This window comes from Mucilaginibacter sp. P5_A4 (assembly GCF_056400605.1).
On the sequence record NZ_JBFUKX010000051.1, the window covers coordinates 1 to 20,787 of the forward strand.

Annotated in this window: 21 protein-coding genes; 3 read left to right on the forward strand and 18 right to left on the reverse strand. The window is 42.6% G+C overall.

The genetic code is table 11. The annotated features are described in order from the left end of the window. Positions 1–421: 421 nt before the first annotated feature. The 6 genes from rpsJ to AC1DQW_RS23075 all read right to left on the reverse strand — a co-directional run bounded on the left by rpsJ (position 422) and on the right by AC1DQW_RS23075 (position 5,022). On the reverse strand, positions 422–727 hold the full coding sequence (rpsJ, locus tag AC1DQW_RS23050; RefSeq protein ID WP_022830652.1) for a 30S ribosomal protein S10: 306 nt from the start codon (positions 725–727) through the stop codon (positions 422–424). A 144-nt stretch (positions 728–871) separates the two neighbouring features. Next, complete coding sequence (gene fusA, locus AC1DQW_RS23055; protein ID WP_477405420.1) at positions 872–2,983, reverse strand: elongation factor G; 2,112 nt, start codon at positions 2,981–2,983, stop codon at positions 872–874. A 149-nt stretch (positions 2,984–3,132) separates the two neighbouring features. Beyond that, positions 3,133–3,600, reverse strand: coding sequence for a 30S ribosomal protein S7 (gene rpsG / locus AC1DQW_RS23060; RefSeq protein WP_076377343.1), 468 nt, complete (start codon positions 3,598–3,600; stop codon positions 3,133–3,135). A 19-nt stretch (positions 3,601–3,619) separates the two neighbouring features. After that, positions 3,620–4,042, reverse strand: coding sequence for a 30S ribosomal protein S12 (rpsL, locus tag AC1DQW_RS23065; protein ID WP_067190071.1), 423 nt, complete (start codon positions 4,040–4,042; stop codon positions 3,620–3,622). Positions 4,043–4,576: 534 nt separating this feature from the next. Then, positions 4,577–4,759: a hypothetical protein gene (locus AC1DQW_RS23070; RefSeq protein WP_477456202.1), complete on the reverse strand. Its 183-nt coding sequence runs from the start codon at positions 4,757–4,759 to the stop codon at positions 4,577–4,579. A 140-nt stretch (positions 4,760–4,899) separates the two neighbouring features. Next, positions 4,900–5,022 carry a hypothetical protein gene (locus AC1DQW_RS23075; protein ID WP_477456203.1) on the reverse strand — a complete coding sequence of 41 codons (123 nt, stop codon included), beginning with the start codon at positions 5,020–5,022 and terminating at the stop codon, positions 4,900–4,902. Positions 5,023–5,165: 143 nt separating this feature from the next. Here AC1DQW_RS23075 and AC1DQW_RS23080 point away from each other — a divergent pair, with 143 nt between their 5' ends. Next, positions 5,166–6,920 (forward strand): DUF885 domain-containing protein, encoded by a 1,755-nt coding sequence (locus AC1DQW_RS23080; protein ID WP_477456204.1) that lies wholly within the window; start codon positions 5,166–5,168, stop codon positions 6,918–6,920. 327 nt (positions 6,921–7,247) lie between these two features. Here AC1DQW_RS23080 and AC1DQW_RS23085 read toward each other — a convergent pair whose 3' ends face one another. From AC1DQW_RS23085 to sucD, 9 genes are all read right to left on the reverse strand, one after another. Continuing rightward, positions 7,248–7,475: a hypothetical protein gene (locus AC1DQW_RS23085; RefSeq protein WP_477456205.1), complete on the reverse strand. Its 228-nt coding sequence runs from the start codon at positions 7,473–7,475 to the stop codon at positions 7,248–7,250. Positions 7,476–7,501: 26 nt separating this feature from the next. Beyond that, complete coding sequence (locus tag AC1DQW_RS23090) at positions 7,502–7,711, reverse strand: cysteine-rich CWC family protein (protein ID WP_477413511.1); 210 nt, start codon at positions 7,709–7,711, stop codon at positions 7,502–7,504. Positions 7,712–7,938: 227 nt separating this feature from the next. Continuing rightward, positions 7,939–10,311, reverse strand: coding sequence for a ribonucleoside-diphosphate reductase subunit alpha (locus tag AC1DQW_RS23095; RefSeq protein ID WP_477456206.1), 2,373 nt, complete (start codon positions 10,309–10,311; stop codon positions 7,939–7,941). Positions 10,312–10,350: 39 nt separating this feature from the next. Then, complete coding sequence (locus tag AC1DQW_RS23100) at positions 10,351–10,719, reverse strand: four helix bundle protein (RefSeq protein ID WP_477456207.1); 369 nt, start codon at positions 10,717–10,719, stop codon at positions 10,351–10,353. 47 nt (positions 10,720–10,766) lie between these two features. Next, positions 10,767–11,738 (reverse strand): ribonucleoside-diphosphate reductase small subunit, encoded by a 972-nt coding sequence (locus tag AC1DQW_RS23105; RefSeq protein ID WP_477400829.1) that lies wholly within the window; start codon positions 11,736–11,738, stop codon positions 10,767–10,769. Positions 11,739–12,313: 575 nt separating this feature from the next. After that, complete coding sequence (locus tag AC1DQW_RS23110; RefSeq protein ID WP_477456208.1) at positions 12,314–12,682, reverse strand: methionine-R-sulfoxide reductase; 369 nt, start codon at positions 12,680–12,682, stop codon at positions 12,314–12,316. Positions 12,683–12,864: 182 nt separating this feature from the next. Further along, positions 12,865–14,415: a serine hydrolase domain-containing protein gene (locus AC1DQW_RS23115; RefSeq protein WP_477456209.1), complete on the reverse strand. Its 1,551-nt coding sequence runs from the start codon at positions 14,413–14,415 to the stop codon at positions 12,865–12,867. A 114-nt stretch (positions 14,416–14,529) separates the two neighbouring features. After that, positions 14,530–14,766: a UPF0175 family protein gene (locus AC1DQW_RS23120; RefSeq protein ID WP_477456210.1), complete on the reverse strand. Its 237-nt coding sequence runs from the start codon at positions 14,764–14,766 to the stop codon at positions 14,530–14,532. 327 nt (positions 14,767–15,093) lie between these two features. Next, positions 15,094–15,972: a succinate--CoA ligase subunit alpha gene (gene sucD / locus AC1DQW_RS23125; protein WP_477456211.1), complete on the reverse strand. Its 879-nt coding sequence runs from the start codon at positions 15,970–15,972 to the stop codon at positions 15,094–15,096. Between the two features lie 295 nt (positions 15,973–16,267). On the opposite strand from sucD, the gene AC1DQW_RS23130 reads away from it, so the two are divergent. Beyond that, complete coding sequence (locus tag AC1DQW_RS23130; protein ID WP_477456212.1) at positions 16,268–17,269, forward strand: hypothetical protein; 1,002 nt, start codon at positions 16,268–16,270, stop codon at positions 17,267–17,269. Positions 17,270–17,299: 30 nt separating this feature from the next. Then, positions 17,300–17,782 (forward strand): N-acetyltransferase family protein, encoded by a 483-nt coding sequence (locus tag AC1DQW_RS23135; RefSeq protein WP_477456213.1) that lies wholly within the window; start codon positions 17,300–17,302, stop codon positions 17,780–17,782. 43 nt (positions 17,783–17,825) lie between these two features. Here the strand turns inward: AC1DQW_RS23135 and AC1DQW_RS23140 are convergent, their stop codons facing one another. The 3 genes from AC1DQW_RS23140 to AC1DQW_RS23150 all read right to left on the reverse strand — a co-directional run bounded on the left by AC1DQW_RS23140 (position 17,826) and on the right by AC1DQW_RS23150 (position 20,550). Then, on the reverse strand, positions 17,826–18,011 hold the full coding sequence (locus AC1DQW_RS23140) for a hypothetical protein (RefSeq protein ID WP_477456214.1): 186 nt from the start codon (positions 18,009–18,011) through the stop codon (positions 17,826–17,828). Between the two features lie 241 nt (positions 18,012–18,252). Further along, positions 18,253–19,479, reverse strand: coding sequence for a C4-dicarboxylate transporter DctA (gene dctA / locus AC1DQW_RS23145; protein ID WP_477456215.1), 1,227 nt, complete (start codon positions 19,477–19,479; stop codon positions 18,253–18,255). A 285-nt stretch (positions 19,480–19,764) separates the two neighbouring features. Further along, positions 19,765–20,550, reverse strand: a complete 786-nt coding sequence (locus tag AC1DQW_RS23150; RefSeq protein WP_477456216.1) for a hypothetical protein — start codon at positions 20,548–20,550, stop codon at positions 19,765–19,767. Positions 20,551–20,787: the final 237 nt, after the last annotated feature.

The window sequence follows — 20,787 nt, forward strand, 5'->3', positions numbered from 1 at the left end:
AAAGATTGCCTTTTGCGCCAATAACCTTTGATGGTACAAAGAAAGTATTATAGCTGGGCCTTGGGCAATCATAAAAGGCAGGGAACTAATACGAGTTTAAGTCCTTTAGACTAGCAATGACAAAAGTTCACCCTGCCTTTTACAATAACGTTTTCCACAAAGTTTTTAGTTCTTAACACCCCCCTGCACCCCCCATTCTAACAACAGCAATCTTTATTGTTTTTTCTTTTGTTAGACCAAAGGCAATGACGATCACGGGGTGATTGTGGTACCCATACATGTCATTACTGTTTTTTTTAGCTTGGCTGATCGGTACTCGACGGTGGGCGAAAGATATAATCTGCAAAAACAAAAAACACCACCCGAAACCGGATGGTGTTTTTTTATGTTGTCCCACACCTTTCAGTGGGCCGGGCATCTATCAAACTTTGATTTCAACTTCAACGCCGCTTGGCAACTCAAGCTTCATCAGGGCATCTACAGTTTTCGAGTTCGAGCTGTAAATGTCTAATAAGCGCTTGTATGAGCATAATTGAAATTGCTCACGTGCCTTTTTGTTTACGTGTGGTGAACGTAAAACGGTGAAAATTTTCTTTTCGGTTGGTAACGGAAGTGGTCCGCTAACTACAGCGCCTGTTGGCTTTACTGTTTTTACGATTTTCTCGGCAGATTTATCTACCAGGTTGTAATCGTAAGATTTTAATTTGATCCTGATTCTTTGGCTCATGTTAATTTGATTTTAACCACCCTAAGAGCTATTTATTAGGGCAATTGATTGTTTATTGTTGTATTTGAAAATTTGGTAATTTGAAGATTTGAAAATTAAAAAAGCATCCTCAAATTTTCAAATCACCCAATCTTCAAATTATTATTACGCGTTTGCAGCAGCTTTTTTGCCTTTTACTTTGGCAACTACTTCTTCCTGTACGTTACGTGGCGCTTCAGCATAGTGATCAAACTCCATGGTTGAAGTAGCACGGCCAGATGTGATGGTACGTAACTGGGTTACATAACCAAACATTTCTGAAAGTGGTACAGTAGCTTTAATTACCTGTGCACCTGCACGTGAATCCATACCTAAAAGCTGGCCACGACGACGGTTCATGTCACCGATAACATCACCCATGTTTTCTTCAGGGGTAAGGATCTCGATTTTCATGATCGGCTCAAGCAATACTGGTTTACATTTTGGCAATGCCTCACGGTAAGCCATCTTAGCTGCTAACTCGAAAGATAGCGCATCTGAATCGACCGCGTGGAACGAACCATCAATTAAACGTACTTTTAAGCTGGTTAACGGGAAGCCGGCTAATACACCGTTTGCCATTGAAGCCGCGAAGCCTTTTTCAACAGATGGGATAAACTCACGGGGGATTGAACCACCGCTGATTTCGTTCACAAACTGTAAACCTTCTTTACCTTCATCGTTTGGAGAAAGTATAACCTGGATATCGGCAAATTTACCACGACCACCGGTTTGTTTCTTGTAAGTTTCGCGGTGCTGAACGGTACCTGTAATTGCTTCTTTGTAAGCAACTTGTGGCGCGCCCTGGTTAACCTCTACTTTAAACTCACGTTTCAAACGATCCATGATGATATCTAAGTGAAGCTCGCCCATACCGCTAATAACGGTTTGACCGGTTTCTTCGTCAGATTTTACGTGGAAAGTTGGATCCTCTTCAGATAATTTACCAAGAGCGATACCTAATTTATCAACGTCAGCCTGAGTTTTAGGCTCAATAGCCAAACCGATAACCGGGTCAGGGAAATTCATCGATTCAAGAATGATCGGGAATTTCTCATCGCACAGGGTATCACCAGTTTTAATATCTTTAAAGCCTACTACCGCAGCAATATCACCTGCACCTACGTTAGGGATAGGGTTTTGCTTGTTAGCATGCATCTGGAATATACGTGAAATACGCTCTTTATTATCTGAACGCATGTTATGCACATATGAACCAGCCTCTAAATTACCAGAGTATACGCGGATAAAGCACAACCTACCTACGAAAGGATCGGTAGCAATTTTAAACGCTAATGCTGCAAATGGTTCTTTTTCAGATGGTTTACGTAAAATTTCTTCGCCGGTATCTGGGTGATGACCGATGATACCTTCAACATCCATAGGTGAAGGCAATAATTCCATCACGTAATCAAGCATGGTTTGTACACCTTTGTTTTTGAAAGATGAACCACATACCATAGGAACAATTTTGGCATCTAAAACAGCTTTACGTAAAGCATCAAGCACTTCACGCTCAGTAATTGTTTCAGGAGCGTCAAAGAATTTCTCCATCAGGCTCTCATCGTAATCAGCAACTGATTCCAATAATTTCTCTCTCCACTCGGTAGCTTCTTCAATCATATCCTCCGGGATAGGCACTTCAGTAAAGGTCATACCTTTATCATGCTCATTCCAAACAATACCTTTCCAGTTAATCAAATCCACTACACCTTTAAAGTGCTCTTCAGCACCAATAGGTAACTGCAATGGTACTGCGTTACTGCCTAACATGCTTTTTACCTGTTTTACAACATTTAAAAAGTCGGCACCGCTACGGTCCATTTTATTAACGAAACCTATACGGGCAACGTTATAATTGTTGGCAAGTCTCCAGTTGGTTTCTGATTGTGGCTCAACACCATCAACAGCACTAAAAAGGAATACCAAACCATCCAATACACGCAGTGAGCGGTTTACCTCAACGGTAAAATCCACGTGACCCGGTGTGTCAATAATGTTGATATGGTATTTTTGACCTCTGTAGTTCCAGTTAACTGTTGTAGCAGCAGATGTAATGGTAATACCACGTTCCTGCTCTTGTGCCATCCAGTCCATGGTAGCAGCACCTTCGTGCACTTCACCAATTTTGTGGCTTACGCCCGAGTAGTAAAGGATACGTTCGGTAGTAGTGGTTTTACCGGCATCAATGTGGGCGGCAATACCTATATTTCTTGTAAATCTAAGATCTCTTGACATGTTTTTTATTTTATGATTTCACTGATTATTTAAAAAACGATTACACTGATTATTTTCGATCTCACCGCTTGTCGGTGTAATCTTACTGAATCAGTGTAACCTTAATATATAATCGGTGTAATCCTTTTTATATCGGTGTAATCCTTTAATTAAAAACGGAAGTGAGAGAACGCTTTGTTGGCTTCAGCCATTTTATGCGTATCTTCTTTCTTTTTCACTGCTGCACCTTCACCTTTAGCTGCTGATATGATCTCACCGGCTAATTTCTCCATCATGGTTTTTTCACCACGACGACGGGCATAGCTGATCAGCCATTTCATACCCAAAGCTATTTTACGCTCCGGACGAACTTCTGTTGGCACCTGGAAGTTTGCACCACCTACACGGCGGCTTTTTACTTCAACAGCTGGCATAACATTGTTTAAAGCCTTTTTCCAGGTTTCTAAACCGCTTTCGCTGGTTTTCTTTTCAACAATATCAACTGCATTATAAAATATAGAGTATGCGGTAGATTTTTTACCATCATACATCATGTTATTTACGAACCTTGTAACCAGGGTATCATTGAACCTTGGATCAGGAAGGATAATTCTTTTTTTTGGTTTTGACTTTCTCATTGCTTTCTATCCTCCTTAATTATTTCTTTTTCTTAGCTGGTGCGCCTTTTGTAGGTGCAGCTGCCTGACCTGGTTTAGGGCGTTTTGTTCCGTATTTACTACGACGTTGGTTCCTGCCGGCAACACCTGATGTATCTAACGCGCCACGGATGATGTGGTAACGTACACCTGGTAAATCCTTAACACGACCACCGCGGATCAAAACGATAGAGTGCTCCTGTAAGTTGTGACCTTCACCCGGGATGTAAGCATTTACTTCTTTTCCGTTGGTTAAGCGCACACGGGCAACTTTACGCATTGCTGAGTTTGGTTTTTTAGGGGTAGTGGTATACACGCGTGTGCATACTCCTCTTCGCTGTGGACAGCTGTCCAACGCTGGCGACTTACTCTTGTCAACCAGAGCTACTCTACCTTTTCTAACTAATTGCTGAATAGTAGGCATTTTTTCCTTTTTGTATTTACAGTTTTATCCTTATTTTAAGGACTGCAAAGGTACGGAGTATTTTTTGATTTTCAAGGGATTGGGTAGAAAAAGTTTTGTAAATGATTGATTGGGTGGAGGGAAGGGCTCAATAACCCCGAAAAATGCTTCTTTAAATAACTTTGAATACTGTAGCCGATACTTTTTAAAATGACCCTTTTCGAAAAAAAATCTATTTAAATCGAGATAAATACCATTTTTATAATAGGTGTGTAAAACTAAGCGAGGTTTTATCAACATAAGTTAACATCAATAGTAATTTAAAAAGTTTTAGCCGGCTTATTTTCAGTATGATAAAACTTAACGGCATAAATTTCAAAGTCCCGGCCCTGTTTTTAGCCAAATAGCCCGGCCGTCTTTTTGCAGATAGCCGGGCTAAGTATGTATTCCTCTCAGATTTTTAAATGAACGTTTACAATATTCTATAAACAAACAAAGCGATGATCCAACCGATCACCGCCTTGCTATCAATCACTCTAAAACAACACTCAAAAATTAGTAATGGTTATAACCATCATGGCCATGGCCACGGTCGCCGCCATTATTATATCCGTTATGGTAGTACCTGTCATGATGACCTCTGTGGTGTCCGTATCCATCGCGTACCACGCAACCCGAGGTTACTGATACCACTGCTGCTGATATTAATAGTGCAAATGCAACAAATCTCTTTTTCATGATATATATTTTTAATGCATCATCTAATATTAAGATGTATATATGTATGATACATTTTTAATGAAAAGGATTAATCTGGCAGGGATTATTTTGTTATTCAACAAAAAGGCCTTTAACTTTTAAAGCTAAAGGCCCAATATTTATGGCGCTGCGGGTTTTGGTGGCTTGGGTGGGTGCGGCATGTTCTTTGGCGGTGCGCAGCTTATGGCTAAAGTAGCAACCATTGCAGCAAGCAATAGTATGGAGGTGAATTTCTTTTTCATAGTGGTATGTTTTATATACATAATAATATTGGCTGATAATTGTTTTAAGCAATTGGTTTTCAGTTAAATCACTTATGTATCGATTGCACCCTTGCCCAATCCCCGGTAAACTATTATCTTAGGTTTTTCCAAATCTATTCTGTATGAAAAAGTTAGCCTTCCTGATCATTCCTTTTTGTATCCTCATTAGCTGTAAGCCTAAATCTTCCGGCGATAGTGCGCTTTCGGGCGATGCCGCGTTTCAAAAACTGGCCGATGATTATCTTGACGGCTACCTGGCCTGGCGACCGGCTTATGGTGTTGCTTTGGGATATCACCAGTATGATGGTAAGGTCACGGATATCAGCAAAGCTTCTTTAGATAAGGAACTGGCCCGTTTAAAAGATTTTGATGCGAAGTTAAGCAGTGCGGATACTGCATCCTTGAGCCCAAAGGCGTTTTATGATTACCGCATTTTGCGTTCGGCTATAAAAGGCGAGATCTGGACTTTTGAGGACCTGGGGGCCTACACCAAAAATCCCATGACCTACGCGGGAATAGTTGATGTAAGCATTTATGTGAAACGTAATTTTGCACCGATAGAAGAGCGGGTAAAATCCATCATCGCCATAGAAAAACAGGCACCCAGATTATTGGCCGATGCCAGGCTTAACCTCAACGATACTTTAGCCAAACCGTATGTAGAAACCGCTATCCAGATAGCACAAGGCTCAGCGGCATTTTTAGGCGGCGACCTGAAAGTAGCACTGAAAGATGTGAAGAACGATACGCTGATGAAAACTTTCAACCGAGTTAACGCGGCAGCCATTGTAGCGGTTAATGATTTTGCTGATTTCCTGAAGAAAGAAAAGCTGCGCAAGGCAAATAATAAATATGCCATTGGCACAGCCAGCTACCAAAAAATGCTGCTGTATAGCGAGGGCATTAAACTTACGCCAGATAAGGTATTACAGATAGGTTTAACGCAGTTAAAAAAAGAACAGGAATCATTTAATGCCGCCGCGAAGATCATCAACCCCAATAAAAAACCGGTTGATGTGTACCACGATTTACAAAAAGACCATCCAACTGCCCAAAGCCTGATTCCCGATGCCAAAAAGAACCTGGAGCAGATCAGGCAGTTCCTGATCGATAAAAACATTGTAACCATGCCATCGGCGGTAAGGGTTAAGGTGGAAGAGACCCCGCAATATGCACGCGCTACCGGCACAGCTTCTATGGATACGCCCGGTCCGTTTGAAACAAAGGCAACCGAGGCTTACTACTATATTACACCGGTTGATTCAAAATGGACAGCGCAGCAAAAAGAAGATTGGCTAAAGCAGTTTGATTATTATACTACCGATAACGTGACCATTCACGAAGCATATCCAGGCCATTATACCCAGTTTTTGCACCTCAACGCGTCATCGGCTACCAAAATTGAAAAGATCTTTGGCAGCTACGCCTATGTAGAAGGCTGGGCGCACTATTGCGAAAAAATGATGGCCGATGAGGGTTATGGTCATAACGGCGATTCGGTAAAGGCAGCTAAGTATCGCCTGGCGCAATCGGGAGATGCATTGCTGAGGCTTTGCCGTTTGTGTGTATCCATCAAAACCCACACCCAGGGCATGAGTGTTGATGAGGGCACCAAATTTTTTATGGATAACTGGTATCAGGGCGATAAACCATCGAGGCAGGAAGCGCTGCGCGGTACCTTCGATCCCGGATACCTGTTTTACACCATTGGCAAGCTGGAAATACTAAAGCTGCGCGAGGATTACAAAAAACAGGAGGGCGCCAGCTTCTCCCTCAAAAAATTTCACGACCAAGTACTCGACCACGGCATGCCCGAGATTGGTATGCTGCGCGAAATTATGCTAAAGGATAAAAGTATTTGGGGGGATGCGTTGTAGGGGGAGAGCGTGCAATAGAAAATAAGTCATGCTGAGAGGTGAAATTTCGGGAAACTCTAAAGGGGAAATGACGTTTGAAAAGTTTGTCATCCTGAACGGAGTGAAGGATCTATTCGCAGACTGTACAGGGCGAAGAAGCATGGCGGAGAGTAGATCCTTTACTCCGTTCAGGATGACAAAAGGTTTTTTTGAAAATAAGTCCTGCTTAACTTGTTTCAGCATCCCACTTGCTAATTGAACATCATGCCGGTTACCTGTCCGCTTTGGGCGAATGCCGAAATAAATTCGGCAAGACTTTGGATGGGTTTAACAGTCGCCCGGTTGGAATTATGCGAGGGTGAAATCGAAAAGGTCAGACATCGAATAAGATTTTGTTTCCCCTTTACGTATCTCCTTTACTTCTTTCAACCCTTCTTTTATCTCGTTTAAAAGCTTAGCCTTCTTTGCTGCTGCCTTATCCGAAGAAATAGAAATTATCTCGCCACCCAATTCTTTTACAATTGCCGACAATTTTCCCCTGGCTTTTTCAGGAACTTGTATGGTTATTGTGGTCATACATCAAATATAATTATTATCTACAATTAAACCAACCCCATGCCAACCCGATACTCCTGCTGAACAACCAGCAGGCAATTGGCACATAAGCATCCCTCGTAAAGCTCGCTCACATACTGCACCTCGTTAAGGGTAAGCTGCACAGTGCTGCACTGGCACTTGGTGAATGAATTTGCTTTACATTCAAAAGGGGCCTCACAGCGTTCGCAACGGATGATCTCGTGTTTTGGGTGCATCTTTTTAGTTCGTGGTCAATGGTCCATAGACCATGGTTATGTACGAAGGTAGAGAAAGTTGAAATAATTAATAAAACATCAGTGTCATTAAATATAAACAATTGTGCTGTATGATGCAATTCGTTATCCCCAAAAATGCATCAAAAGAAAAAATCCATAAACCCTGCGGCTTATGGACTTTTTCTATAGTCCTTTATCTTTTGTCCAAAAATCCTTTGTCTAAAGGATTACGCAGAGCAGGTAACACAACCTTCTTCCATTGAGCAGCTTGGGCCTTCCGGAACGTTATCAGCAAGCTGGTTTACATGCTCAGGAATAACTGGTTCCATGTTTGATCCGCCCTGGTTTTCAACGGTGAACTTAACAGCTTGCGAAGCGGCTTGTGTACGCAGGTAATACATACCTGTTTTTAAGCCTTTCTTCCATGCGTAGAAGTGCATTGAAGTAAGTTTGGAAGCGTTTGGCGAGTTGATGAACAGGTTTAATGATTGCGACTGGCAAACATAAGCACCCCTGTCAGCAGCCATATCAATAATGTTACGCATCTTAATTTCCCAAACTGTTTTGTACAGTTCTTTGATATCGGCAGGTATTTCAGCGATATCCTGTACAGATCCGTTTGCTGTGATGATCTTATCTTTCATAGCAGGGGTCCATAAGCCAAGGTTAACCAAATCGCGCAGCAAATATTTGTTTACCACGATAAACTCACCACTTAATACACGGCGGGTATAAATGTTTGAGGTGTATGGCTCAAAGCACTCGTTGTTACCCAATATTTGTGAGGTTGACGCAGTTGGCATCGGTGCAACTAACAGTGAGTTGCGTACACCATGGTTCATTACATCAAGGCGCAGGTTTTCCCAATCCCAACGGGTGCTGGCAGGCGATACATTCCAAAGATCAAACTGGAACTTACCTTTTGACAATGGCGAACCTTTAAACGTTTCGTAAGCGCCATCTTTTATAGCCAGGTCTTTTGAAGCCGTCATGGCAGCAAAGTAAATGGTTTCAAAAATCTCTTTGTTCAGTTGTTTTGCCTGGTCGCTTTCAAACGGCATACGCAGCTGAATGAAAGTATCGGCCAAACCTTGTACACCTAAACCAATAGGGCGGTGACGCAGGTTTGAGTATTCGGCTTCTTTAACCGGATAGTAGTTATGATCGATGATCTTATTCAGGTTTAAAGTGGCCTGGTAAGTTACATCATACAGTTTATTATGATCAAACGCACCGTTGCTGATATAGCGTGGCAATGCTAATGAAGCAAGGTTACAAACCGCTATTTCATTGGCATCGGTGTACTCCATAATTTCGGTACAAAGGTTTGAACTTTTTATAGTACCTAAATTTTGCTGGTTCGATTTGCTGTTGGCAGCATCTTTATACAGCAGGTATGGTGTACCGGTTTCAACCTGGGCATCCAATACGGCAAACCAAAGTTCCTGTGCTTTAACGGTACGGCGTGCGCGACCTTCTTTTTCGTACCGGGTGTACAATTCAACAAATTCGGCACCAAAGCAATCGGCCAGACCTGGTGCTTCGTGCGGACAGAACAGGCTCCACTCTTCGTTGGCCTCAACACGCTCCATGAACAAGTCGGATACCCAAAGGGCATAAAACAGGTCGCGGGCGCGCATTTCTTCTTTACCGTGGTTTTTGCGCAGGTCTAAAAATTCAAATATATCTGCGTGCCATGGCTCAAGGTAAATAGCGAAAGCGCCTTTACGCTTGCCGCCGCCCTGGTCAACATAACGGGCGGTATCGTTAAATACGCGCAGCATTGGGATAATGCCGTTGCTTGTACCGTTTGTACCGCTGATGTATGAGCCTGTAGCCCTTACATTGTGGATGCTTAAACCGATACCACCGGCACTTTGCGATATTTTAGCGGTTTGTTTTAAAGTATCATAAATACCATCAATGCTATCATCTTTCATAGTTAATAAAAAGCATGACGACATTTGTGGTTTTGGTGTACCTGCGTTGAACAGCGTAGGCGTAGCATGTGTGAACCAGCGCTCGCTCATTAAATGGTAAGTTTTGATGGCGCTTTCTACATCCTCCTTGTGAATACCTACCGATACACGCATAAACAAGTGTTGCGGACGCTCAACAATTTTACCGTCAACCTTTAACAGGTATGATTTTTCTAAGGTTTTAAAACCGAAGTAATCGAAACCAAAGTCGCGGTCATAAATGATGGTGCTATCCAGCAGTTCGGCATTGGCCTCAATAACTTCCCATACGTCATCGGCTATAAGTGAAGCATTTTTGCCCGTTTTGCCATCCACGTAGTTGTACAGGATACGCATGGTTTCTGAAAACGACTTGATAGTGTTTTTGTGCAGGTTTGATACCGCGATGCGCGATGCCAGCAAAGCATAATCAGGATGCTTCGTCGTTAGTGACGCGGCAGTTTCGGCAGCAAGGTTATCCAGTTCTGATGTGGTTACTCCATCAAATAAACCTTCAATTACCTTTTTTGCCACATCAATTGGGTCAACCAGCTGGAACCCATAGCACAGTTTTTCGATACGTGCTGTGATCTTGTCGAATTTTACCGATTCTTTTCTACCGTCTCTTTTTACTACAAGCATGTCAGTGAGTTGTGAGTTGTGAATGGTGAGTGTTAATTGTCATTGATTTATACTGATTGAATTAATAAGGGCGCTTAGATATTTAAAACACTTAATCAACGCATTGCCAAGAGCGTTTAAACTATCCGTTGAACAATATCCTAAATCTGAAGCTACATCCAATGCAGCGTCAATTTCGATAATGGATCCTCTGGCTATTTCGTAGTACCTTTTTCTTTCAATATCAGATTTTCTTGAACTTCCCTCTGCCAGATTTAAATGAACAGAAAGGGCAGCTCGTTTTATTTGTTGTGTTAAATTAAATTTCTCTTCGTGGGGGAATTGGCATACAGCTAAGTAACATTCTTTTACAAATTGCCTGGTAACAGTGTAAGCATCTAATTTAGTATGGCCTAATTGTAAAAACATGTTTTTAATTATTTAAAACTCACTACTGCCAACTCACCACTTACTATTTAAAAGTCTTCATCCAATGAAAACGCCTTGCTCTCGGCGTTGTTTAATACACCGCTTTTCTGGTAATCGCCAACACGTTTTTCAAAGAAGTTGGTTTTGCCCTGCAGGGATATCATCTCCATAAAGTCGAACGGATTACTTGCACCGTAGTGTTTTTCGTAACCCAGCTCGCCCAGCCATCTGTCGGCCACAAATTCAATATACTGGCCCATCATTTTGGCGTTCATGCCAATCAGGTTAACCGGCAATGCATCGGTTACAAATTCTTTTTCAATTTCAACCGCGTCGGTAATGATCTTTAAAACGGCATCGGCACTTAACCTTTTGTTAAGCATTTTGTACAGCAGGCAGGCAAATTCACAATGCGAACCTTCATCACGCGAGATTAACTCATTACTGAAGGTTAATCCCGGCATCAGGCCGCGTTTTTTAAGCCAGAAGATAGAACAGAAACTACCCGAGAAGAAGATGCCTTCAACAGCTGCAAAAGCCACCAAACGCTCGGCAAAGTTGCCATTATTTATCCAGCGCAGCGCCCATTCTGCTTTTTTGGTTACACATGGTATAGTATCAATAGCATGAAACAGGCGGTCTTTTTCGGCCGGGTCTTTTATATACGTATCAATTAACAGGGCATAGGTTTCTGAGTGGATATTCTCCATCATGATCTGGAAACCGTAAAAGCAACGGGCCTCCGGTAACTGTACCTCGCTCATAAAATTCACGGCCAGGTTTTCATTCACTATACCATCGCTTGCTGCAAAGAAAGCCAGGATATGCGAAATGAAATGTTTCTCGCCCGGATTCAGGTTTTCCCAATGCTTCATATCATCCGAAAGATCGATCTCCTCGGCTGTCCAAAAACTGGCTTCAGCCTTTTTGTACATCTCCCAAATGGCCGGATACTTAATTGGTAGTATCACAAACCTGTCTTTGTTCTCTTTCAGTAATATTTCGTCTTCCTGTATCATTGGTACCTGTTTTTTTTCGTTTAATTTTTACGTAGCGCCATCAGACACCAAAGCGAGCCTTATTATACATAAAGCTCTCGAGTTTTTGTGATTTGGTTTGGTTAACCACAATGGTTTAGTATGTAAATCTCTGACAGCTAAGTGTTTGTATTGTTGGATGACGAGTGCATCCGGCTGTCTGTTGAATACTTTTTTATTGCCTTGTACAACAAAGTTAATGTTTGCTTTGGAAAGCTGTTAATGATAGTTTTTAACAAAGGCCCGAGTTATTAACACTTAGTAAAATAACTTTTTAAACCATTCAACGAAACAGAAAATTAATGAACTTGATTACAGCTAATTAAAAATAACCACTAAAATGCATAGTGTAAAAACTTGCCAGATACAATAATTTAACATTATAAATTACTTTACTTAACACCGACAGTTATTGAAAAATACATAACACCTTTGCTAAGGGTTGATAGGGATTTCGAAAATCGGCCTCAAATACGATCTCAAAACCCGGATGTGGAAAAACAAAATATCCGGGACGATAATCATTACCCGGATATTCCTGAATGGGTTAAAATTATTTAAACATTTTGGGCCGATACAAATTTCATCGACACAGAATTTACACAATGGCGGGTATTTTTTGGAGTGAGGTATTCGCCTTCGAAAACGTGACCCAAATGCGCGCCGCAATTTGCGCAAACAATTTCAACCCGGCGGCCATCGGCATCGGGTACGCGTTTTACAGCTCCCGGGATCTCGTCGTCAAAACTTGGCCAGCCGCAGTGCGATTCAAATTTCGATTCGGAAGTGTAAAGTGGCGTATCGCAGCGTTTGCAAACATATAAACCATGGGCATCATTATTTAGCAAAGCGCCCGTAAATGGCCGCTCGGTACCTTTGTATAGTATTACCCTTTCTTCTTCGGGCGTTAATTTGTTGTATTCCATTTATTTATGATTACACTGATTGTTAGGGTGATTTCACCAGTTGATTATTGATTTTACCGATAACAACCCGATTTTTACCTACATAAAGATACGACAAATTGAGGGCATTAAATGTTTTAGAGGGGGATGTTTACATTGGTTTGACGGTGCGAAGAAAGACACTTTTACCGCTGAATTCCCCTTCAGGGGGCCGGTGGGCTTATATCCAAATGGTACTCCTGTATCAAAGGCGGGTTCTCCGGCGTTAGTGTAAAACTCACCCGGATATTGGCATGCTCTCCTTTAATAATAAAATATCCCCTCAATTGGTTTTCTGCTATCACATCACCAATACTTGCCGTTTTGCCTGCTTTTGCAAAAGCTTCAGCGGCCGCTGCTTTTAGTTTTTCGGGAAAGTAATCCATAAAAAAATTGTCGGCGAAGATGCCGCTTTCTTTGGCTTTGCTCCAGTCGGCAATAACTTTCAGGAGGTCATTTTTACGCTGCTCCAATATTAACGAGGCCGGCAACTGGCGGGGTTTTATACCAGTTAATGCCATAATGGTATCCAGCACCTGCGTGTTAGGATACCCGGCCCGCGCATAGGTAAGGTTGGCGAATGAAACCACACCTATACCATAATCGGGCATGATGTTCCATTGGCTTCCAAAGCCCGGTAAACCGCCTGTATGGCCAATATAAACCCGGTTATCACAATCCTTTGCCCAGCGCAAACCGTAAGCATAAGCGCTCACATTGGGGCAGGGGCGGCCGTTAGTGGTTTTGGCATTCGGCGTTAAATAATTTACATCCCAGGGGTATTGCATTTCGCGGATAGAGCTGCGTTTTATGGGGCCGGTTTCGGCATCATCCCTCGGTGGCCAGGCGTCCAGGTGAAGCGACATATACTTGCTAAAATCCTCTATAGTAGTAATAAGGCCGCCCATGGCGCCGTAGGCACCATCGTGCAGTAAGGGCTGCTCCACCCATTTATCATCCAGCCAGCGGTAGCCCAGCGCCAATTGCTCTTTGGGTACTTTGGTATATTCCCAGTAGGTATGTGTCATGCCCAAAGGTTTCAGAATATTTTCGTTGATGTAAGTTTCATAGGTTTTGCCGGATACTTTTTTGATGATATAGCCCAGCGTAGCAAAGCCCAGGTTACTATACTCATAACCCAAACCCGGGTTGTTGGAAAAGGAAACGCCTTTTTTATAAAGCGTTATCAGCTCATCATCGCTAACGGCCAGTTGCCTGTCGCCCCAGGGGTTGTCTTCGGGATAGCCGGCAGCGTGGGTGAGCAGGTGTCTTACAGTTACAGGGGTAGCATCTTTGGTGAGGTACCTGGTATTCTTCATCTCGGGGATGTACAGGTAGGCCGGGTCATCCAGTTTCAGTTTGCCCTCGTCGCGTAGCTTTAAAATGGCCATGGCGGTGAGGCTTTTGGTCATAGATGCAATGCGGAAAGCGGATTTTGGGGTAGCTGCTATCTTATCCGGAACATCGGTATAGCCAAGACCGCCTACATGCACCAGTTTACCATCTACAATGATACCATAGGCAGTGCCCGGCCAATGATTTTTTTCGGCGTAGTCCTTATAAATCTGGTCGATAATGGGGAAGGTGGCCTCTATTTTTTTTAACCTGTCGGGATCGGTAAAGGCGGCGGGTTTGTAGGTTTGGGCTGTGGCTGTTGCGCAACAGGCTGATAATAAAATTATGCTGAATATTTTATGCAGACGTTTTGCAATCATGATGGTGTTTTGAAGCGTGACTTTCTAAAAATAGAAAATTTATAGCTGACATGAAAGTAAGGAACTGCTTTTTAGAAGATACGCTATTGAGTGGAAGAGATGTAAATAACGATATTATACTTCGCCAATGCCGTCATGCTCATCTTTCAGATCTTCAACTGAATAATTGATGTAGGAAACACCGTACTCATTAAGCAGTTCGGCAAAAGTACGTTTGGTAAGCCCCGACATAACAGCGGCCTGTCCGAGAGATAGTTTGCCGGATTCATAAAGTTTGGCAGCTATAAAGCGAACAGTATCTTTCTGATACTCGCCAAGGCTGTCGGGAACTTCTATGGTGATCGTTGTCATATCCGTAAATATACAAATAGTTAAAAATTATGTAAGAAGCTGTTTAAAAATAGATAAACAGACCGTCATTGCGAGGTACGAAGCAATCCCAAACTATACAGATCGGATTTGCAAAGCTACTCTGTAAGGCGGGGATTGCTTCGTACCTCGCAATGACGCGTGGGGATGGCCTTCATTAGAAGTATAAAAACATTAATAAATCAAATTTAGACGGCTTCTAAGAAAGCGGAAATAAAAAATCCCGGCCAAAACTGATCGGGATTTTAAATATATCGATTGCTTATCAAGCTTTCACTTCCAAAAGCTTTAGGCCTTAGGCTTTCAGCCTTAAGCTATTTTCGCCAATTCTTCTGCCATAGCAGCACCAATTTCTGCAGGAGATTCTACTACGCGGATCCCGCACTCGGCCATAATTTTCATTTTGGCAGCAGCTGTATCGTCGGCACCGCCAACAATTGCACCAGCGTGACCCATCCTGCGGCCCGGAGGCGCGGTTTGGCCGGCAATAAAACCAACAACCGGTTTAGTTCCAAATTCTTTGATCCAGCGGGCAGCTTCGGCTTCCATGCTTCCGCCAATTTCGCCTATCATGATAATGCCATGTGTATCAGGGTCATTCATTAACAGTTCAACAGCTTCTTTGGTTGGGGTGCCAATAATAGGGTCGCCGCCAATACCTATAGCGGTAGTGATACCTAAACCGGCTTTAACCACCTGGTCAACCGCTTCATAAGTTAAAGTTCCTGATTTTGAAACAACACCAACATTACCTTTTTTGAAGATAAAGCCTGGCATAATACCAATTTTGCTTTCATCAGCAGTAATAATACCAGGGCAATTAGGGCCAATAAGGCGTGCGTCCTTATCGGTTAAGTATTCTTTTACCGCAATCATATCCTTTGTAGGGATGCCTTCGGTAATACAAACAATAACCTTAATGCCGGCCTCTGCAGCTTCCATAATGGCATCAGCGCCGAAAGCCGGAGGTACAAAAATGATAGATACATCGGCGCCCGTTTGGTCAACGGCATCTTTAACAGTGTTAAAAACAGGCCTGTCTAAATGCGACTGACCGCCCTTACCTGGTGTAACACCGCCAACAAGCTGGGTACCATAAGCAATCATTTGCTCGGCATGGTAACTGCCTTCTTTACCGGTGAAACCTTGTACAATAACTTTTGAATCTTTATTTACGAGAACACTCATTGGTTTTTTTCGTTTAGTACGGCAAAGCTAAAGTTTTTGTCCGAATGTCAAACCCCCGGCGCAGGTAATTTTATATGTTAACATAAAAGTGACTTTATGGTATTAAATAATTTGCTTTAACAGGCAGGTTTTGGGCGTTTCCTCCCGTAACCTGCGTTAAGGATTGCAGTGAAAAGCCCACTGTAAAGCACAGGTCATATACCCTTCGAAAGCTGCCAAAAAAAACAGACTTAATTGTAACCCCCGATTAGTATTGTTTTAGTTAATTTAGCAGCATCTAAACATCCTGTTACTTATGAAAACACACAAAAGATTTGCTACGCTCATTGCATTTATGTTTTGCATTACTGCCGCCCAGGCCCAATTTGGCGGGCTTGGTAAAAAATTATTGGAAAAAGGCACCGACATCGCCTCGGGTGGTGGTTTAAGCAAGATCCTGAAACAGCCGCAGGCCATTACAACCAGTTTTAAAGATGTAAACAAAACAGGTTCCAAACCGCCATCATTTATTGAAGGACAGCAACCCGAGCCTTTGTACCTTTTACCCAAAGCACCCGGCGGCGGTTTTAAACTTTGCGCCGGTTTTTTTGAAATGACCAACAAAAGTTATTGCCTGCACGCCGGTACACGCGGGCCAAGCACCGGCGATGGCTATATGCTGGCACCGGTATTGGGGCCTAAGGCCGATGTGGTAATACTGATCCTTAAAAATGCCGAAAAGCATCCCGACGTAAAACAGCGCAGTATCCAGGTATTACTTTGGGCAATAGTTGCCCGTACCCGTTTTGCCGATTTTGGCACAGATATCAAACTAACAGCAACCACTTTATTATCGCCGCAGGAATTGCTTATGCTGGAGGGTGGTGCATTGGGTGTACTTCCGGCGAGCCTGGTGGCAAAGGCCAAAGACCAGCTGCCGGCCGCCGCCCAAAGCGTTTTTGAGGCCGAAAATAATATCCGCCAGCTGGCTGCATCGGGCAATGCATCATACGAAGACATGGAAAAATACGCCATGCTGGCCGGCATTGCTCCGCAACCCGATCCGGAAGTGCCATCGGGCATATGGTCTTTACACCCGGATGGTTATTATGTTCGTTATTTCCCGAGCGGATATCCTGTTACCAGGGTACAGGTCTATGTACCTAAAGAACTGATCAGCATCAAACCCGACCTGGTTTATGACGGCCCCAAAGGTATTGCCTGCCCCGCCAACGTAGGATCACAGCGCCTTGCCCAAACCAACGAGCCGCTAAATGCCGATTACAGTAAAAAACTAAAAACAATTTGTAATCCGTAATACCACAACTATAGCGGAAGTTTATAGGTTATGAAAATAAGACCAGCTACTCAAGAGGACTATGATTCCATTTGGGAGATATTCTCAAAAGTTATACAAACAGGGGATACGTACGCGTTTGATCCTGAAACTCCTAAAGCCGATTTACAAAAACATTGGTTTGCAAGTCCAATCCAAACGTTTGTTGCCGAAGAGGATCTTAAAATACTGGGCACTTACATCATGAAGCCCAACCAGGTGGGGCTGGGCAACCACATTGCCAATTGCGGCTATATGGTGCATCCCGATGCCAGGGGCAAAGGTATAGGAAGCCTGCTTTGCCGGCACTCTATGCAAATAGCTACAGAACAGGGGTACCAGGCTATGCAATTTAACATAGTGGTTTCAACCAATTACCAGGCGGTAAAGCTTTGGCAAAAAAATGGCTTTACCATTATTGGCACTACCCCCAATGGTTTCAGGCATCTTCAACTGGGGCTTGTAGATACTTATATTATGTATAGACCCTTGTGATATTCAAATACATACTCGTGCGAATTGGCGTAGCCGTGAGAATTTATTGTAATCCTATTTGCTTTAAAATAGCAATGATCGTTATGTCATCTGTTAATTCTACTTCTTTGAAAATAGATTTAATCTTTTCAATATTTTTCTCTCTAACTGCTTTGTCAAACTCATTCATTAAACCGCTTATATAAAGCCTTTCGTTTACTGTCATTCCTGAATATTTGTTTTCTTGCATGGTAAGTATTGAATTTATAAAGCCTGGATGTTTGTTTTCATCCTCGTTTTTGTTTATCACTATTCTCGCGTAAGGGATTGTACCGGATACCGGCCCGCGCGGAATGCCTGCAGGCGTATGAGGGGAAAGCCCGGCCCGCTTCTATCAGCGGGATACGCCCGGATATTATGAAAGCTAATAATTCAATTGGAAAAAGAAACGTATTCGTATTTGTAAATAAACCAATCAAAAAACTCCCCCTTCAGGGCGCCGGGGGGCTAAACTCTCCCTCACTTTTCGCAATCACAATAGTTGCCACTCCATTGCCAATTACATTGGTGATGGCCCGGGCTTCGGACATGAACCTGTCTACACCTATCAATATAGCCAAACCTTCAACAGGGATAATTTTTATTGCGGTAAGTGTGCTGCTAAGCACTATAAAACCACTGCCTGTTACCCCTGCGGCGCCTTTGGAGGTGATCATTAATATACCAATAATGGTTAATTGCTGGGCAAGTGATAAAGGTACATTAAATACCTGTGCCAAAAATATTACGCACATGGATAGGTAAATGGTAGTGCCATCCAGGTTAAAGGAATACCCCGTAGGGATCACCAAACCCACAACCGACTTGGAGCAGCCAAATTTTTCCATTTTCTCCATCATGGCCGGCAATGCAGATTCGGAAGAGGAGGTACCCAGCACAATCAGTATTTCCTGCCGGATGTATTTGAGGTATTGCCACAGGCTGAATTTATAGATGCGGCAAATAATATTCAACACCACAAAAATGAACAGGAGCATAGTTAAATAAACAGAACCCATCAGCAGCGCCAATGGCTGTAAGGTTTTTAACCCATACTTGCTGATGGTAAATGCCATCCCCCCAAACGCGCCTAAAGGTGCTACTTTCATTACAATCTTCATGATGTTGAAGAACACTTTGGAGAGCTTATCAAACAGCTGGATAACCGATTGACCGGTTTGGCCCATGCGGCTCAACCCAACGCCAAACAAAATAGCGAAGAACAGGATCTGCAATATATCGCCTTTGGCAAACGCATCAAACACATTGCCGGGTACAATGTGGGCAATAAAATCGCCCCAGTGCATTTCGGCAGCAGCTTTTTCATACACTGCAAGCTTGCTGGTATCTGCAACGGCATGGCTTACAAAACCGGCGCCGGGTTTAAGGATATTGGCCACTGTAACACCTATGATAAGGGCAAATGTGGTAACTATTTCAAAATAAAGCAGTGCCTTGCCACCCACACGGCCAACCTTTTTCATATCGCTCATGCCGGCAATACCCAGTACAATGGTGAAAAATATAATAGGCGCTATCAGCATAGTAATAAGGCTGATGAACGTTTTGCTGATGAGTTCGGCAGTGGAGGCAAAGCCCTTAAAGTTTAGTCCGACGACAACACCGAGGGCAATAGCGATAAGAACCTGGAAGGAAAGATTTGAGAATAGACGTTTCATTGTTAAGCAAACCCCCAGCACCCTAAAGGGGGAGCAAAAGGTTTTACTTTGCCAATATAATAAGTTATTAGTTCTGATTATAACAAAAAAGTTCCCTCGGGAAACTTCCTGTTAAAGCAAAGGGGGGCGGTGAGAAAACTCCTATGACATACATTCAGGTATGCATAATTTTAGAGCGGGGTGTAGATTTTTCGCTGTGCTCAAGAAACAGTTTCTCCTCACCCCGCGCTCAATTCCTTATCTGTTCAGTCAGTAAGCGGAGAATATGAATATCTTATAAATCGGTTATAACACCTGCCCGGTTTTAACATTAATGGTATAAACATCGCCATTAATGGTGATCTTGGCTTTATGCCCAGCCATGAATACAATTGTTCCGGAATAGTTCCAGGTGCCTTTATCATAAGTTCCTTTGGTGGCAAATGTTCCGTTTCCGCTTATAATATCGGCACCTGCAGAGCGGTCAATAACCAACGCAGATAAAGTAAAACTGTATGAACCCGCAATGGTTTTTGTAGCGTTGTTTTCTTTGTAGCTTCCGTTTATAGATAGATTCAATTTACCATCCAGCTGAAGCTTTGCACCTGTTTGGCCGGGGTTAAGGCTTTTTAATAAAAAGCTTTTGCCATATTTTTCTGTAAGGTTAACGCCGCCGCCAACTACAACTAAATGTAAGCTATCATTAACATTTACGCTTGATGGTATGTTGTTGGTGCATAAAACCTCGTATTTAATTTTTTCCCACAGATCAAGTTTTGCACTATCGGTATCAAAGTTAACCGAAAAGGTTGTATCAATTTTAAAACCGCAGCCCACGTGATGGTTTGATTGAACTTTGATTTTGCCTTTGTGTGCAAAATCAAGGTTACTTGGATAGTCGATACCATCTTCGATGCTAAAGCCGCCCTGTTCGCCGTACAAAGATTCACTAAGACTGGCAGCCATTTGTGTGCTTACTATTTTGGTGCTTACCGTGCTGGTATTGGCATCGTTTTTTAATTTGCTGCAGGCCGACCAGGTAAATGCTATACCTATAAAGGCCAAAAGGATGAGTTTGTAATTGTGCTTCATGTTTAAGGTTTAAGAAAGTGTTGCCAAATTTAATGCATATATAGTTAATTACAAATAAGCGGACTAAATAATTAATATCAAATAATATCAATGTCGATCTGTTATTTATTTGTGCACCAGGCACATGCAATATAGCATAGTATGGAATAAACTGTATAGGCGGTTTATATGGGTGGGCTATACTATAATCAACTAATCGCCAATAAACTATCATACTAATAGAGATTTTCTTAATTT